16 protein-coding genes and 4 pseudogenes are annotated in these 15,383 nt (G+C 35.7%); 2 read left to right on the top strand and 18 right to left on the bottom strand.

Features of this window, described 5'->3' with window-relative positions:
- The 9 genes and pseudogenes from ESP02_RS11290 to lacA all read right to left on the bottom strand — a co-directional run.
- Nucleotides 1-496, bottom strand: a pseudogene (locus ESP02_RS11290) (aldose 1-epimerase family protein); the annotation flags it as partial.
- A gap of 20 nt (nt 497-516) precedes the next feature.
- Nucleotides 517-789, bottom strand: a complete 273-nt coding sequence (locus ESP02_RS11285) for a DUF3884 family protein (RefSeq protein ID WP_002305107.1) — start codon at nt 787-789, stop codon at nt 517-519.
- A 22-nt stretch (nt 790-811) separates the two neighbouring features.
- Complete coding sequence (gene lacG / locus ESP02_RS11280; protein ID WP_002290548.1) at nt 812-2,218, bottom strand: 6-phospho-beta-galactosidase; 1,407 nt, start codon at nt 2,216-2,218, stop codon at nt 812-814.
- Nucleotides 2,219-2,359: 141 nt separating this feature from the next.
- Nucleotides 2,360-4,066, bottom strand: a complete 1,707-nt coding sequence (locus tag ESP02_RS11275) for a lactose-specific PTS transporter subunit EIIC (protein ID WP_002290549.1) — start codon at nt 4,064-4,066, stop codon at nt 2,360-2,362.
- Nucleotides 4,066-4,383, bottom strand: a complete 318-nt coding sequence (locus ESP02_RS11270; protein ID WP_002290550.1) for a PTS lactose/cellobiose transporter subunit IIA — start codon at nt 4,381-4,383, stop codon at nt 4,066-4,068. Before ESP02_RS11270 ends, ESP02_RS11275 begins: the two co-directional genes overlap by 1 nt.
- A gap of 27 nt (nt 4,384-4,410) precedes the next feature.
- The gene (gene lacD, locus ESP02_RS11265; protein WP_002290551.1) at nt 4,411-5,391 is read right to left on the bottom strand and encodes a tagatose-bisphosphate aldolase; all 981 of its coding nucleotides are present in this window, start codon (nt 5,389-5,391) and stop codon (nt 4,411-4,413) included.
- 2 nt (nt 5,392-5,393) lie between these two features.
- Nucleotides 5,394-6,326, bottom strand: coding sequence for a tagatose-6-phosphate kinase (lacC, locus tag ESP02_RS11260; RefSeq protein WP_002290553.1), 933 nt, complete (start codon nt 6,324-6,326; stop codon nt 5,394-5,396).
- A gap of 10 nt (nt 6,327-6,336) precedes the next feature.
- Nucleotides 6,337-6,852, bottom strand: coding sequence for a galactose-6-phosphate isomerase subunit LacB (lacB, locus tag ESP02_RS11255; protein ID WP_002290554.1), 516 nt, complete (start codon nt 6,850-6,852; stop codon nt 6,337-6,339).
- Between the two features lie 16 nt (nt 6,853-6,868).
- Complete coding sequence (gene lacA / locus ESP02_RS11250) at nt 6,869-7,294, bottom strand: galactose-6-phosphate isomerase subunit LacA (protein ID WP_002290555.1); 426 nt, start codon at nt 7,292-7,294, stop codon at nt 6,869-6,871.
- A gap of 489 nt (nt 7,295-7,783) precedes the next feature.
- On the opposite strand from lacA, the gene ESP02_RS11245 reads away from it, so the two are divergent.
- Nucleotides 7,784-8,551: a DeoR/GlpR family DNA-binding transcription regulator gene (locus ESP02_RS11245; protein ID WP_002290556.1), complete on the top strand. Its 768-nt coding sequence runs from the start codon at nt 7,784-7,786 to the stop codon at nt 8,549-8,551.
- Between the two features lie 4 nt (nt 8,552-8,555).
- Nucleotides 8,556-9,062 (top strand): HAD family hydrolase, encoded by a 507-nt coding sequence (locus ESP02_RS13525; protein ID WP_002305103.1) that lies wholly within the window; start codon nt 8,556-8,558, stop codon nt 9,060-9,062.
- A 561-nt stretch (nt 9,063-9,623) separates the two neighbouring features.
- Here the strand turns inward: ESP02_RS13525 and ESP02_RS13395 are convergent.
- The 9 genes and pseudogenes from ESP02_RS13395 to ESP02_RS11180 form a co-directional block, all read right to left on the bottom strand.
- A pseudogene (locus tag ESP02_RS13395) lies at nt 9,624-9,746 on the bottom strand (zeta toxin family protein); the annotation flags it as partial.
- Nucleotides 9,740-10,745: pseudogene (locus ESP02_RS13520) on the bottom strand (DNA topoisomerase); the annotation flags it as partial. The pseudogenes ESP02_RS13395 and ESP02_RS13520, both read right to left, overlap by 7 nt.
- Nucleotides 10,746-11,055: 310 nt before the next feature.
- Nucleotides 11,056-11,511, bottom strand: coding sequence for a tyrosine-type recombinase/integrase (locus tag ESP02_RS11220; protein WP_002303240.1), 456 nt, complete (start codon nt 11,509-11,511; stop codon nt 11,056-11,058).
- 517 nt (nt 11,512-12,028) lie between these two features.
- A complete protein-coding gene (locus ESP02_RS11210; RefSeq protein WP_002303241.1) occupies nt 12,029-12,979 on the bottom strand; it encodes a magnesium transporter CorA family protein in 951 nt (316 codons plus the stop codon).
- Nucleotides 12,980-13,109: 130 nt separating this feature from the next.
- Entirely contained in the window at nt 13,110-13,490 is a 381-nt protein-coding gene (locus tag ESP02_RS11205; protein WP_002303242.1) for a hypothetical protein, read from the bottom strand.
- Nucleotides 13,491-13,516: 26 nt separating this feature from the next.
- Nucleotides 13,517-13,603 (bottom strand): annotated as a pseudogene (locus ESP02_RS13600) (type I restriction endonuclease); the annotation flags it as partial.
- 51 nt (nt 13,604-13,654) lie between these two features.
- Complete coding sequence (locus ESP02_RS11195) at nt 13,655-14,335, bottom strand: IS6-like element ISS1N family transposase (protein WP_086286615.1); 681 nt, start codon at nt 14,333-14,335, stop codon at nt 13,655-13,657.
- A gap of 389 nt (nt 14,336-14,724) precedes the next feature.
- Nucleotides 14,725-14,946 carry a hypothetical protein gene (locus ESP02_RS11185; protein ID WP_002311006.1) on the bottom strand — a complete coding sequence of 74 codons (222 nt, stop codon included), beginning with the start codon at nt 14,944-14,946 and terminating at the stop codon, nt 14,725-14,727.
- 97 nt (nt 14,947-15,043) lie between these two features.
- Nucleotides 15,044-15,310, bottom strand: coding sequence for a hypothetical protein (locus ESP02_RS11180; RefSeq protein WP_002311005.1), 267 nt, complete (start codon nt 15,308-15,310; stop codon nt 15,044-15,046).
- Nucleotides 15,311-15,383 lie beyond the last annotated feature (73 nt).

Genomic DNA, 15,383 nt, shown 5'->3' with positions numbered 1-15,383 from the left:
AATAATAATCCTCATAGTTTTCACCTTCTACTAAAGGACTATTGAATGCTGGATGGGCTCCAATAAAGTAAGGCATTGTTTTTTCCATTTCCAAGTTCGTTACCTGAAATTCGGTTCTAATTGATTTACCATTCAAGGTATAAACAACTCTCAGTTCAAACTGATATAGGTAATTATCAAGCATCTCAGCATTTGGTTTAATACTAAAGGTCACGCTATTATCATTGACTTCTTCCAGAATAAATTCTTCTTTTCGAACAAAACCATGTCTACGAATAAGACCTGTAAAAAAGGGTCTTTCTTGAGGTCTATAAATAGCCCAATCATTTCGTAAACTACCACAGATAGGAAATAGAATAGGCGCCTGTCCATTCCAATAATTTGGATCAGCTTGCCAGAGATACTCTATCCCATCCTTGTCTTTAATCGAAGTCAGTTGACCACCAAGTGTTTTAAACTGAACAGTAAGATACTCGTTTTTTAATTCGATAGTCACAACTAATTCCTTTCTTTTTATTATTGGAAAGGCAAATAATTTACCTCGAAGTGAATAGTCTCACGTATTTCTACATCGAGTGATTGTAAAAATTCCCATTCAAATGCTGATAACTCTAAATCAGAATGGCAAATCCACTCTTTTCCAGTTGAAACATACCATTTACCACATTTTAGCAACGGGGTAGCTTCAAGCTCAGGAATCATAGGACAATCTTCGAAACTAACAATATATACCTTTTCAAAGCCTGGTCTAAATAAGTGTTGTACTTTTTCTAAAGTATCGGATAACAATTTTTTACATTTTCAAGTAATATTACTCTATCACTTGAGTTTCTGCTACTTTCTTATACCAATGAGCTGATTTCTTAGGATAGCGTTCTTGCGTGTCAAAGTCTACATAGAATAGTCCATAACGTTTTTCGTATCCGTTTGACCATGAGAAGACATCCATAAGTGACCAGATGAAGTAACCTTTAACATTTGCACCATCCGCAATTGCGTCTGATAAAACTTCCAAGTGTTTCTTCACGTAATCAATACGACCATCATCATAAACGGTATTATCTACAAACTCATCTTTGTATCCAAGACCGTTTTCAGTGATGTAAATCTTCTTGTAGTTTGGATAATCATTTTTCACTCGCATGATTTGGTCATACAAGCCTTCAGGATAAATAATCCAGTCCCAATCCGTTCTAGGCACATAATCTGGTGCGATTCGGCGACCAACACCTTTAATCTGGTACTTAGAACTTCCTTTTTCACCCTTACCATTGTGAATGATTTCAGTCTCACCATCAAAGGCTTGCATCCAATCACTCATGTAGTAGTTGATACCAAGGAAATCGTTCAAATCTTTAGCTGCTTCAAGTGCTTGGAAGTCTTCATCACGAAGATCAAGTTCTCCACCATTTTCAGCTAGGATGTGGTTGACCCCTTCCATCGTTTTATCTGAATAGTGTCCAAGGTAGGTTGCATCCAAGATAAATTTGTTATGGATGATATCTTCTAACTCAGCGGCACGAACATCTGCTGGATTTTCTGGATCATAAGGGTATTTGGTTGGCAACGCATGTACTACACCAATTTCGCCTTTATAACCTTTATCTTTATACAATTTCACAGCACGTGCATGAGAAACCATCATATTGTGGTGTGATTGGAAGACTTTGGCAAGATCATATTGAATGCCTGGAGGGAATTTACCAACCAAGTATTGACCATCTCCAATTGGGCCAATTTCATTGAAAGTTGTCCAGTAGTTTACTTCTGGGAACTCTTCAAAACAGAAAGCGGCATAATCTACAAAGTGTTCTATATTTTCGCGGTTTAAGAAATCTCCATCTGAGTGAAGAACTTCTGGTGTGTCAAAGTGGTGCAAAGTCACGAATGGCTCAACATGACGTTTGTGGCACTCGGCAAAAAGATTATGGTAGAATTCAACACCTTTTTCATTTACTTCGCCATAGCCAGTTGGGAAAATACGAGACCAGGCAATTGAAATACGAATACCATTAACGCCATATTTTTCAGCTAATTCTAAATCAACAGGATATTTATGGTAAAAATCACTTGCAGGCTCTGCTGTGTACCAATAATTGTCTTCAAGATACTTATCCCATGCAACTGGGCCTTTACCATCCGTGTGAGTCGCACCTTCTGCTTGATAAGCAGCTGTAGCACCACCAAAAATAAAATCTTTAGGAAGTGTTTTAGTCATAACTATAAATCCTTTCAAAAAAAGCATTTGAGACGATATTCTGAGTTCCGGAAACCAAGGAAATGAAATGCAATGATATGGTTAACAATATTATAAGGAATTGAAAGAATAATCTCGTCTCAAATAACTTTTACAAATTTATTAATCAAACTGTTGTTGAACAAATGCAAGAGCACCTTGTCCATCACGTGTCAATTTGATATATTGAGCTCCTTCAGTTTTTGCAAGTTTAATGCCCAATTTATCCGTTTCAGCCTTCATATCATCGAAGTTTGAAGCGACCTGTGGAGCCAAGATAACCAAGTCAAACTCTGGCAACATTTCACGGTGAGCACCGTAACTACCCGCTGCCGCTTTGACTGGAACATTGTATTCTGCTGCTGCTTTGTTCAAGGCATTGGCAAGCAAGCCACTTGTACCTCCACCTGCACAAAGAACAAGGACATTAGTTTCTTTTGTGATATTATTGTTTGCTGCTACATCTTCTTTAGCAACGCCTGCTTTTCCAAGAACGGCATCTGCTTTAGCAGTATTGAAGTTTGCAGCTACTTTTTCTTTAAGAGCATCGTTTGTTTTACCAGAACGTTCTTCTTCAAGAATTTGTTCATCGTATACCTTAACAAATGGGTAATAAATGATAGTATCAACAACTACCAAGAGTCCGGCTAAGATAAATGATAGAACTTGGAAGTTAGTACCGAGTACAATTCCCAACGGACCAGGAGTAACCCATGGAAGGTTGGCAGAGAATGAGTTCATGTTCAATGTGTCAACAAAGAATTTAAAGATCCAAACGTTGACAATCGGAGCGAAAATGAACGGTACAAAGAAAATCGGATTCAATACGATTGGTGCACCAAATAAGATTGGCTCATTAACCCCAAAGAATGTTGGAACAACTGAGGCACGTCCGATGGCACGGTTACGTTCTGATTTACAAATCCACATGAACAAGAATGGAACAATCAATGTAGCTCCTGTTCCACCCATGGTAACAATAAACATTTGAGTACCAGAAGTGATAACTTTATCTGCATGTTGTCCAGCTTGGATAAGATGCAAGTTGGCATCGATATTGGCATAAGTGATAGCAGCGATTGCTGGTTCGACAATTGAAGGACCGTGGATACCAACAAACCAGAAGAAGGCATAAGCACCAAAGATAAGTGTAATTCCAAGGTAACCATCTGCAGCTGAGAAGAGAGGAGCAAGAAGGGTACCGATTGATTCTGCAACGGTTACACCAAGAGTTCCCTTAACAATGAGTTCAAATCCATAAAGGAGAACAACCGCTACAGTGAATGGAATCAAGTCTTTAAATACTTGAGAGATATTTGGTGGAACCTCTTCAGGCATACGAATAGTAACATTATTTTTCACACAGACCTTGTAAACATTAACTGTCACAAAGGCTGCAATAAATGCTGTCAAAAGACCTTTTGTTCCCGTGAAGGCTGTCAAGAAGCCTCCTTCTTTTGCAGGCTCAGCTGCCATCAAAAGGAACCCTACCATAGACGCTAGCATCGTAGATAAGAAGTTAATCTGATTGGTCGCAGGTAGGTCACGGTTCATTGAGTCCGTCAAAGCTTTAGCGGTAGTACCACCAACAAAGAATGCTAGGATACCCATCGAATAGCTATAAGGAGTCATCAAGAAGGTCTCAATGTCTTTTGACCAGTGGAATCCCCAAGCATTTGGGACATAGGCAATAAGGATAAAGATAGATGAGAAAAGGATGACTGGCATACCAGCGATAAATCCATCACGAATAGCACGAAGATAGATGTTTCGAGAGATTTTCTCAAAGAACGGTTTCCCTTTCTCAATAAGTTCAATGAGTTTATGCATTATTTTGCTCCTCTTTTATAAAGTTCGATGAGGTGATGAATCACATCTTTTAATAAGACAGTAGTCATTAAGTGGTCCTGACCATGCATCATGGTAACGCTGTATGGAAGTTCCTCCCCAGAAGCTTCTCGAGCCAACATAGCTGTCTGAGAATTGTGAGCCTCTGCAATACAGCTTCCTGCTTCTACTACAAGACTATCTGCCTTAGCGAAATCACCATTTTCAGCCGCTTTAAGCGCTTCTAAAAGTTTAGAGCGAGCATCTCCAGCATAAGCAACAATTTCAAACCCTAAGAGAGTCATCTCTTCTCTGTTCATAACAATATCCTCCGTTTTATGTTTTTACTATACTTTATCAGTCCATGGACTAGCTGTTTTAACAAGAACTTTGTTAAGTTCATCAATATTTTCGAATCCAGTAGTACGCAACCATTCACGTGCTGCTTTTTCACCTTCTTTGATGTAAGGTTCTACAGATCCTGCCCAAGTAGCACGTCCACAAAGCACACCATTAAACTTGGCACCTGAGTCGTGAGCAAATTGCAATGTTTCTTGGAACAATTTAGCAGATACACCTGCACTTAGGTAGATGTATGGAAGGTTAGTCGCTTCTTCTTGTGCTTTAAAGAAGTCAGCAGCTTCAGCTTTACTGTAAACTACTTCACCATCAGCAAAACCTTCGACATATTTAACGTTAACTGGTACTTCTACTTTAAGAACATCAATGTTAAAGCGTGGATCAGAGAAAACTTTCATCGCTTCAATGACTTTGCGAGGTTTCACTTTTGCATATTCAACAGAACCTGCATCTGAGATTTCTTCATCATAAGCAAGGATTTCCAAGAAGAAAGGAATATCTTCAGCGACACATTCAGAACCAACACGTTCAATATAAGCTTGTTTTTGTTGGTTAAGTTCATCTGAGCTGTCTACATCATAGTAAAGCAAGAACTTAACGGCATCAGCGCCTTGCTCTTTGATACGTTTTGCAGACCAAACATCCAAGCAGTCAGGCAAACGTTTTGTACTTGATGTATCATAACCTGTTTTTTCATAGGCAAGAAGAAGACCTGCTTCTTTATCCAATGCTTTTGTTGCTGGAAGTCCATATTCAGGGTCAAGCAACATTGAAGAAGCGTATTTTGTAAGTTCATCAGCAACCAAAACCTTTAGTTCTTCCATTTGAGCTACAGTTGGTTCTGTATCTTGATACTGTGCCATCAAACGTTTCAAAGCACCACGTTGGTCAAATGCCAAAGCTGAGATAACACCGTTTTTATCTGAAATTTTTTCCAAAGATTTGCGTTTCTGTTCTGTAAGTACCATTTTTATACCTCTTTTACTCCAATTTGTGAGTTTAGTGTTTCGTAATTAGTCATATTCACATGCCCTGTCATTGTTTCTTGAGCATTTAACATACCCAATGTCATCGCATGTTTTAATAAGTCAGCGTCACTTTTTTTACTATTTAAAGCTGATGCAATACCAGCTACCGTTGAGTCCCCTGATCCGACTGGATTAACAACTGGGATATCAGGAATATCTACCTTATAGAAAACATCACCATGTTTTGCAAAGGCACCGTTTCGACCTAATGAGACCACTATCCATTCGATACCACTAAAAAGTGACTCTTTAAGAACGTCTTTGAGTTCTTCAATATCTTTTGTTACTTCTTTTCCAAGCAACTGTGAAAGTTCCTCATTATTAGGTTTGATGGCAGTAGGTTTAGCCGACGATTTTAGAACTGTTTCAAGAGGTGCACCTGAACAATCCAAAACGACTGCTACTCCTTCATCCGAAGCAAGTTGGATAAGTTTTTCATAATAATCGTTGGGAAGTCCTGAAGGTAAACTTCCTGAAATTGTCACAACTTCTGATTGTTTAATAAGATTGCTATAGTGGTCAAGAAAGCCTTCTGCTTCTTCATGAGAAATTGTTGGTCCTTGTTCCAAAATTTCTGTTTGGTTACCCTCGTGTAAGATAGCAATACAGTTTCTAGTGTTTCCTGAGATTTTATAAAAAGCTGGACTAACAGGAGATTGTTCTAATTCGCTTTCAATAAATTCACCAATTTTACCACCTAAGAAACCTGTAGCAGTAACTTTATCACCAGATTCATACAAGACTCTAGTAACATTTAAGCCTTTTCCACCAGCTGTCTTACTAACATCTTTCACCCTATTCACTGTATCAATTTTCAATGTTTCTAGAGGATAAGAGATGTCTACTGAAGGATTTAGTGTGACTGTCAGAATCATTTGTTATACCTTAATCGTGGTAGTCACCACGGTCCCATCTTTCAAGGAATTCTGTAAAGAAATCTTCATCTGCTTGATGTGCATTATGTGTTTCAACGTGTTCGATTTTTGCAATCAATTTTTTATTTTCTTCTGTTGGTTTGTACTCAGCTTCAATGAAAGCTTCAATGATGTCATTCATAAGAAGACCACCAGTAATCTTTCCACCGAAACCGATAACATTCGCATTTAACTCTTCTTTTGCATATATAGCTGATGTCATATCACGAACCAACGCTGAGCGAACACCTGGAACTTTATTGACTGCATTGTTAATGCCGACACCTGTACCACAGATACATACTCCCAAGTCTGCTTGACCACTTACTACTGCTTCACCGACTTTTTTACCATAGATAGGGTAGTGAGTACGTGCGTGGTCATATGTCCCGAAATCAAGGACCTCATGTCCTTTTGATTTCAAGAATTCTGATACTGCCATTTTTTCATCTGTGACAATGTGGTCACATCCAATTGCGATTCTCATTCCTTAACTCCTTTTCTTAACACATTTTGTTAAGCATATCTACTCGGATTTGATGACGTCCGCCATCATATTTACCATTGACGAAACCTTTAGCGATGTTTTTAGCAAGCTCATCACCGACGATTTCAGCGCCAACCGTAATCATTCGTGAATTGTTATGTCCACGTGTCATATAAGCTGAGCGTTCATCTGAAACTTCTGCTGCAACCATACCTTTAATTTTAGTTGCTACCATGAATGGACCAGCTCCATAAGCATCAATTACAATACCTAAGTTTTGCTCATCTTTATTTACTTCAGAGGCAACTGCCAAGGTAACATCAACAAAATCTTGTCCGTCCTTAGTCACATCAATTACCTCAAAACCTTCTTCTACAAGAAAATTTTTCACAACATCTTTCAATCTCGTACCTTTGAGATCTGCACCAACAACAATAGCCATTTTGACCACCTCCTAAATTTTAGAAAGAAATGCTACGTAGAAGTAGAAAACATTTTGCAAAATGTTCGAAAAAACGTTTTCATCATTTCTTTGTTTATATAATATCAAGCATTCAAACAAAAAGCAACACTTTTTTTGTTTATTTTTTGTTTTTTTTATTTGTTTTTTTAAAAAATAGATAACACCGTTAAATTATTGTTCATTTTTGTTCATTTAATCCATCACAAAATGGACGTGAAATATCTATTCAAGTATTACAAAAGTCTTTTACTTTCTATAACTTACTGATTAAGAGGTCCTACTTTATTTTCGTCTTATACAAAATCTGACCTAAGCTAATATACGTCAATCCTCTGTTCTTATTTCATCATCTAACATTTGTTTTTGTTTGAAATTGTTTGTTTTACCTTGAAAATATTGTCTTTTATGATACAATTAAAAGAGAATTATCTTTGGAAAAAAATTACTTTATGAAAGAAGGGTCTTCATATGAACAAAAAACGACGATTAGAAAAAATTTTAGATATGTTAAAGATTGATGGGACCATAACCATAAAAGAAATAATAGATGAACTAGATATTTCCGATATGACAGCCCGTAGAGACCTTGATGCTCTAGAAGCTGATGGACTTTTAACACGTACTCATGGTGGTGCACAATTGCTTTCCTCTAAAAAGCCACTTGAAAAGACACATATCGAGAAGAAAAGTCTAAATACAAAAGAAAAAATTGACATTGCTAAAAAAGCCTGCTCTTTAATCAAAGATGGCGATACTATTTTTATTGGACCTGGAACTACACTTGAACAACTGGCATTAGAATTGAAAGGTCGTAAAGGTTATAAAATTCGTGTCATTACAAATAGTCTCCCTGTGTTCTTGATTCTAAATGATAGCGAAACCATTGATTTATTGCTTCTTGGCGGTGAATATAGAGAAATAACTGGAGCTTTTGTAGGTTCAATGGCTTCGACAAATTTAAAAGCAATTAGATTTGCCAAAGCTTTTGTTAGTGCAAATGCTGTTACCCATAATTCTATTGCTACATATAGTGACAAGGAAGGTGTGATTCAACAACTTGCCCTAAACAATGCTGTAGAAAAATTCTTATTAGTAGACAGTACTAAATTCGATCGATACGATTTCTTTAACTTCTATAATCTAGATCAACTCGATACCATCATTACAGATAACCAGATTAGCCCTCAACACTTAGAGGAATTTAGCCAGTACACTACTATTTTAAAAGCGGACTAGAATTATGACTTATAAAAATATTGTTTTTGACCTTGATGACACTCTTTATGACCATCAACTCCCCTTTAAACGTAGCGTTGAGAAATGTTTTCCAACGATTGATATCCAACAAATAGATAACATTTACAAACGTTTCAGATATTGGTCTGATGTTGCTTTTCCTAAATACACGAAAAAACTCATCAGTATTGAGCAGCTTAGAATTTTTCGCTGTCAGAAGACTATGGAAGAATTTGGCATCGATAGTATTTCTAGGACAGAAGCTCTAGACTTCCAAGCTGACTATGAATATGAACTCGATCAGATTACGATGATTCCTGAGATACATCAACTACTGCTGGCTCTACATAAAAACCGCATCCCAATAGGTATTCTAACTAATGGCCCTGTTGACTTACAGAGTCGAAACTCCAAAATATTGGTGCCTATCAATATTTTGAAAAGCAAAATATCATCATTAGTCAGTCCACTCACGGAGGAGCTGCAGAAAATAGCTATGAAGGTAATGTAAAAAACTTACAAAGTTACCGAAATGTCCAATTATCTAAAAGGGCTATAGAAATTCTTAAAGAGGAAATTGAGTTAAATCACCAACATATGAGATTCAATCCTGATTATAAAGATAATGGATGGATTTTTACTTCCAAAAGTCGTCATAAACCCGACTATAATGGAACACCTCTTCATTATAGTGTCCTTAACAATTTCCTCAACTCACCTGAAAATGGAAAATTAAATCGAAAAGGTAATCCAAAACGAGCAGGAATTGATATTGATAATAAACTTAGTTTTAATAAACATATTACGACCCATATATTCCGTCATACGCATATTAGTTTCTTAGCAGAGTAAGGAATACCCCTAGAAGCAATTCAAGACCGTGTAGGGCATTCTAGAGGTAGTCGTGTAACAGAAATTTATTTGCACATCACTAAAAAAACAAAGTATCAAATTATACCTATCCTTGATACTCTTACACAATAAGTGTGGCAAATCTGTGGCAAAACATAAGAAAAAGGCTTGTCCATATTGGACAAACCCTTTATTTTCAAGCTTATATAACCTAATTAAGCTTTACCAGCTGATTAGAATAGGATGTTGCATGTTTTACTACGTCTTTTTCATAGAGTTTCACTAATTCGTCAAAATTTGGGTGCTGTTGTTTGAACGTATCATTATCAATGATAACAACATTTCAAGATCAAGTCCTAAAAAACCGCTATATTTGCCAAAATTCGCTTTTAAATAAGCAAATTCGTTCTCTGTAATAAATGGTGTATCTGTTCTTGGATAACTCAATAATTTTGCTTCATACAGTCCTTGCATAGCTTTTAAAGTTTGGCTCGCTGTCGCTTTATAAAGCTGATTGACTTTTGATTGCAAACTACTTAAAGAAAACGAACTCGGACTATTCGTTTTCTTCTCTTTGGTTTGAACATCAGCAATTATCCCCTCTTGATTGCCTATTTTAGCTTGTTTAGAAGAAACAAAAGCTAAAAAAGCTCCTCTTGGGTTTTAAAACGCTGTGTGGGGCTTAGAACGCCCTTAAATGACCCTTGTTTTACTTAGCTTCCACCTCGAAAAAAGGTTCTTTTTTAAAATTCTCTATGGCTTCCTGGCGCTGAAAAATAAGGTATAAGGTGGGCGTTTGAACACGTCCTAGTGAAAATGTACCTTGTACGCCCTTCTGTTGTAAATTTAACGTATACAAAGGGCTTGCGTTCATGCCGATCAACCAATCGGCAATTTGGCGTGTTTGCGCTTCTTGATAAAAGGGATAGTAATTCATTCCTGGTTGCAAATTTTGAAAACCGCTTCGGATCACATCTTTTTCTAAGCTATTGATCCATAGTCTTTTAAATGTTTTATCTTTTGAAAAGGCATTTGCATTATGGATAATCGACCAGGCGATATTTTCACCTTCTCTGTCGCTATCTGTTGCAACAATAATTGTATTTGCCTTTTTGAGAAGTTCTGCAACAATTTTAAACTGCTTTCCCTTATCTTTTGCAACTTCAAAATCGTATCGATCAGGAAAAATCGGCAAAGATTCAAGTTTCCAATTTTGCCACTTTTCGTCATAATGACCTGGTTCTGCTAATTCCACTAAATGCCCAAAACCAAAGGTGATAAACGTTTCATCTGTAAATAGTGGGTCTAGCAAATAACTAGCTCTAAATATAAAAAACGCGATGAATAATCATAAATGTGATTGCTTCGTCGCGTTTTTTATTTTTGGCTGCTTTGTGTTGAAAAGCTTCCGCTTTTCTTCTAGCCTCAAGGGATAATTTGGTTAGATTCATGCTCATAAGCATCATTCCAATGTCAGTAGGTGCAACGTTCTTGCCTCTGACATGGGTTCTTCACATACCAAATACACCTTTCAATCGATCAAAAATAGTTTCTACGTCAATTTTGCATTGAGCGTAGAGGGCTTTTCCATAATCACTTTCAAGGCTATTATTTAAAATCGCTAAGGCGTGAAGGCAAATGCTGTTCATATCTCAAAACGGTTTTCTGACTCGCAATTTTTTCTCTTTGTCTTCCAAGTTGATTCCTAAGAGATCACCAACATGCGCCATCACCTTATGAAACTGCTTCTCAGTGATATGAAGATCATAATGGGCTGTCGAGGGAAATAACCACTCAGAATTGATATTTTCTTGGGCCAGCCAATCATGATATTGCAACAAGTCTTGCTGAACAGGCTTTAAATATAACGTGTTTGCTTTACCGGTCTTTTTATCATGAATAAAGGTTGCATTTTTGACAGAGCCGTCTGGATTATAGACATCTGATTTTTTTAATGTCATGACATCACTCACACGTAGTAGCGTGGCCTTACCAACTTGAAAAACGGTGTAATTTCGGCGACCAGCACGGAAACTATCGAGAAGTGTATCTTGTACCATCTTTAAGACGCTGGAGTCTTTGATGGGTAGGACAATTTGTTGCACCATGATTCATGTATACCTTTCTGAAATTAAATAATTAAATAAATAATTAATTAAATTGTTTATTTATTGATGACCAGGACCGTATTTCTAAACTTCTTTTATGGTTTATTATATCACTTAACAAAAAAACAGCCCCCATTATCTAGTCACTAGATAATGGGGGCTGTTTTAATCAGTTTTCAAAGGGGCGATTTTCTAATTATAGACCCTGAGTTAAGGAATGTACTGATGTTTTCTAGTATAGTCCCTAGTTTGATAATATTTATTGTATTTTTCTGTATTTAGTTATTCGATGATATCGAGGCTAATATGTCAGTCTTCCAAGCAGCCATTGGTTGGTATATCAATTTTTATAATCGCAATCGTATCTCAAATGTTGCCTAAGTAACTGAATAAAAATAGTCCAATTTATTGACTTCTGAGCAGCCGCTGAAGCTATTAAATTATTGAAAGGAATCAGCCTTTTAAAAAGTCAACAAAGAAATTCTGCTTTAAATCATATTAGGGTATCACAAATACTTTACAAATATGTTTTGCGTCGCATCAAAAGCCAGCAAATTAGACTTAGTATAGCAGAGATAATCAATACGGCTAAAACACCATAAGAAGACTTTTCAAACGGGACATGGACATTGATTCCCCAAAAGCCAAAAATAATTGCTGGAATAGTCAAAACAATTGATATCTCGGTTAGGGTTTTCATAATCATGTTTAGCTGATACGAAATCATATTGTTTATCATATTTTCCAATTTGTCCAAATATTGGCTGTAACTTAAAATGATTCTATCCATTGTATCACTTGTATCGTATAAATCATCAATTATTTTTTTAGTACTAAAATCAATATCGTCAATAGTTGTGAAATTTTTTTTAATGAAATCAAGCGCTTTATGGTTAGCTTTATAAGTTGTTGACAAAGCTATCATGTATTTTTGAAGAGTCAATAAATCACCAAACGTTGGTTTGAGTGAACCGGACGTTGATATTTCTGAGTCTAAATCATCAATTTTTTCCTTGACTCCACGAAGGTCGTTAAGCATCATATAGAAATCTTTTTGCATGATCTTTAAAAGTACTTCCTCCACGAAATGATTGACATCACGTAAAACCATATTGGATAAGAGTTCGGGAATGAATTTTAATTTTTGTTTTGTAAAAATTATCAACTTATTTTTAAATACCAAGAAAACAACAGATGTCGTCAGGGTATCTAGATGCCCACCTTCATGTACCTCGGGAAACAAAAAACTTACGAGCAAACTTTTTTCATCGTTCTTATCTATCATCGTGTCATATGCAACTCGATCATCAAACGTTAGTATATTGCCTATTTTAAAGTCATATTTATGTTCAGAAGATTCGATATATTCTCGTTCGTCACCATAAACATAAACAACAGAAGAATTTTTGATATTTGATTCTGACGAAACTAATAATGTATCTTTTGTTAAGGAATAAGTTTTCAGCATTGTAATCCTCCTGCTTTATATTTTTCTCAGAAATAAATGCGTAATTGTTGTGGAATAAATACGTTATCAGTTTTAAAAACATTTTGTCTTATGTATGATAACCTGCCAAAAATTTTATCTCACACATTATCTAGACAATCTTGTCTCCAGCTTCTAATGTATTATCTAATTTGTAATTATAGACCCTTTTTTTTTTTTCATATACTTTTTTGGCTTGTAAAACACCTAAATTTGTATACTCTCTAATCTTTTTGATAACTACTACGTCTTTCTTATTTTCCGAAATCATAGCTTTAATAATCTGTTGTTCTTCATCCGTCATAGACCGAATTTCTGGTTCTGTAAGAACTTCAATTAAGTTATCACTAAAATTAGATGAAACAAGAAAAAGTATTGCTAAAATTAAAAAAATATCATCATCGGTAAAAAAGTAATAAATAATAAAAAATAATGTAATACCATATAATACCCAGTTTAAATATTTATAGTTCAAAAAATTTAAAAACTTCACTTTATCTCTCTTTTCTATTTAAAATATCAAACAAACATTTTTTGTAGAAATCCTTTTTTCTGCTCTTTCAACAAATCTAACTTACGTTGATGAAGAACGATAGTGTCATCGGTTCTGTTGCGAAGTTTGAAAATCAAACGCACCCTCTCTGAACTCCAAATATCTTAGGCTGTTATTCCCATTAATACCTTGATTTCAGTAGACATTGAAAAGCCGAAGAGCGTTCCATTTCTTCGGTTCTTTTTATATATTCCTCGAATGGTCTCCATGCCCTTAATCGTGGAAGAGGCTGTACGGAGACTTTGATAAAATTTATTTCGTCGTTTAATAGGTCGATGGTCTTGTTCTATTAAATTGTTAAGATACTTCACAGTTCGGTGCTCTGTCTTAGTATATAAACCCACACTCTGTAACTTTCTAAAGGCGGAGCCAAGAGAAGGTGCTTTATCGGTCACAATTGCTTTCGGCTCACCAAACTGTTTATGGAGTCGTTTTAAGAAAGCATAGGCTGCTTGCGTATCCCGTTTCTTTCGTAACCAGATATCTAAGGTTAAGCCGTCCGCATCAATTGCACGATAAAGATAATGCCAACGTCCCTTAATTTTGATATAGGTTTCGTCCATTTTCCATGAATAGAAGGATTGTCTATTTTTCTTCTTCCAAAGATAATAGAGGACTTTGCTGTACTCTTGCACCCAACGATAAATCGTAGTATGACAAACATTTATTCCACGATCATATAACAATTCCTGAACTTCACGATAGCTTAGATTGTAACGCAGGTAGTAACCAACAGCGACAATAATGACGTCTTTTTTGAATTGTTTGCCTTTAAAATGATTCATTACTCTGTCCTCTCTGTCTTTTTTCTCAATTTTACACTAAAATAGATTTTTTGGAAAACTTTGCAACAGAACCACAGGTTTTTTATATCCACCTGTATGAACTCTATATAAAAGTTTTCCTTCAGGAAACCTAAGATTTTTGTTTTTACTATATACTTCTTCCCAGAACTTGTCCGTCTCCTTCAAATTATCTCTACCTCTCGAGTTCATTGGGTGGTTTGCCCATTTATTAAACATGTAATCACCTTTCTCATACTCATATATTTATGTCCCATTTCAATTATATTTATATATGCTTAAATAAATTTGTATCCTGAAATTTATTGTAATATGAAGCTGTATTTTACATATAGTAACCAAAGAGTTAATAAAATAAAAAGAGCGAACCACTATAGATCAGCTCTTTTTTCATTGCTGTTTTTAATCTTATCTAGAATCACTTCAAATGTTTCAAAGGTATTTACATCTAACTGACATAACCAAAGCAAGTACTTCTTTTCTTTGTAAGTCCAATCAATATTGCGGTAAGAGGACATTAGATTATGGTACCTTGCTCTTTGTTCAACTGAAGCCAATTCCCAGCGTTTTTCAAATATTTTTTCTTCTTCCATTATTGATCCCTCGCAAGACGCTACCTCAAACTTAAATAATGGGCAGCGAAAGTCTAATTCCTTAGATCTAAGTATAGCAAACAAATATGAAAAAAACTTAGAAGGTAGTAAAAGTTCTTCCGTCTTTTGCTTTGCTTCTATTCTTAATGTGTTTCGTTATCGGTGCCCTACAAAGATTTTCATTAATTACACACTCATTTATTGTTGTGTATTTTCTGACATTTCTCTCTTGATCAATTATTTTAATTCCATGGGCATCCTGATAGTTCATAGGAGAGGAGCGGCTATCAGAAATAGTTGCACCTATCTCTTGAACTTCTTTTACAACTTCTGGAAAATCCATCCATCCTGCTTCAGCTGTCAAAAGTAATAATCTATAATATTTACCCGTGGTGCTAGTTAATTTTAATATCCTAAAGAATATCTCGAAGTTCCTT

Origin of the sequence: Enterococcus sp. NBRC 3427, from assembly GCF_007996925.1 — a bacterium.
GTDB classification, from domain to species: Bacteria; Bacillota; Bacilli; order Lactobacillales; family Enterococcaceae; genus Enterococcus_B; species Enterococcus_B lactis.
Note: the sequence above shows the minus strand (reverse complement) of the source record. Positions and strands in the feature narration are given on the sequence as shown.

What these genes read in the sequence shown, in the direction of transcription:
- lacG (WP_002290548.1), bottom strand. Translation starts at nt 2,218, where the DNA reads ATGACTAAAACACTTCCTAAAGATTTTATTTTTGGTGGTGCTACAGCT.
- ESP02_RS11275 (WP_002290549.1), bottom strand. Translation starts at nt 4,066, where the DNA reads ATGCATAAACTCATTGAACTTATTGAGAAAGGGAAACCGTTCTTTGAG.
- ESP02_RS11270 (WP_002290550.1), bottom strand. Translation starts at nt 4,383, where the DNA reads ATGAACAGAGAAGAGATGACTCTCTTAGGGTTTGAAATTGTTGCTTAT.
- lacD (WP_002290551.1), bottom strand. Translation starts at nt 5,391, where the DNA reads ATGGTACTTACAGAACAGAAACGCAAATCTTTGGAAAAAATTTCAGAT.
- lacC (WP_002290553.1), bottom strand. Translation starts at nt 6,326, where the DNA reads ATGATTCTGACAGTCACACTAAATCCTTCAGTAGACATCTCTTATCCT.
- lacB (WP_002290554.1), bottom strand. Translation starts at nt 6,852, where the DNA reads ATGAGAATCGCAATTGGATGTGACCACATTGTCACAGATGAAAAAATG.
- lacA (WP_002290555.1), bottom strand. Translation starts at nt 7,294, where the DNA reads ATGGCTATTGTTGTTGGTGCAGATCTCAAAGGTACGAGATTGAAAGAT.
- ESP02_RS11245 (WP_002290556.1), top strand. Translation starts at nt 7,784, where the DNA reads ATGAACAAAAAACGACGATTAGAAAAAATTTTAGATATGTTAAAGATT.
- ESP02_RS13525 (WP_002305103.1), top strand. Translation starts at nt 8,556, where the DNA reads ATGACTTATAAAAATATTGTTTTTGACCTTGATGACACTCTTTATGAC.
- ESP02_RS11220 (WP_002303240.1), bottom strand. Translation starts at nt 11,511, where the DNA reads ATGGTGCAACAAATTGTCCTACCCATCAAAGACTCCAGCGTCTTAAAG.
- ESP02_RS11210 (WP_002303241.1), bottom strand. Translation starts at nt 12,979, where the DNA reads ATGCTGAAAACTTATTCCTTAACAAAAGATACATTATTAGTTTCGTCA.
- ESP02_RS11195 (WP_086286615.1), bottom strand. Translation starts at nt 14,335, where the DNA reads ATGAATCATTTTAAAGGCAAACAATTCAAAAAAGACGTCATTATTGTC.
- ESP02_RS11185 (WP_002311006.1), bottom strand. Translation starts at nt 14,946, where the DNA reads ATGGAAGAAGAAAAAATATTTGAAAAACGCTGGGAATTGGCTTCAGTT.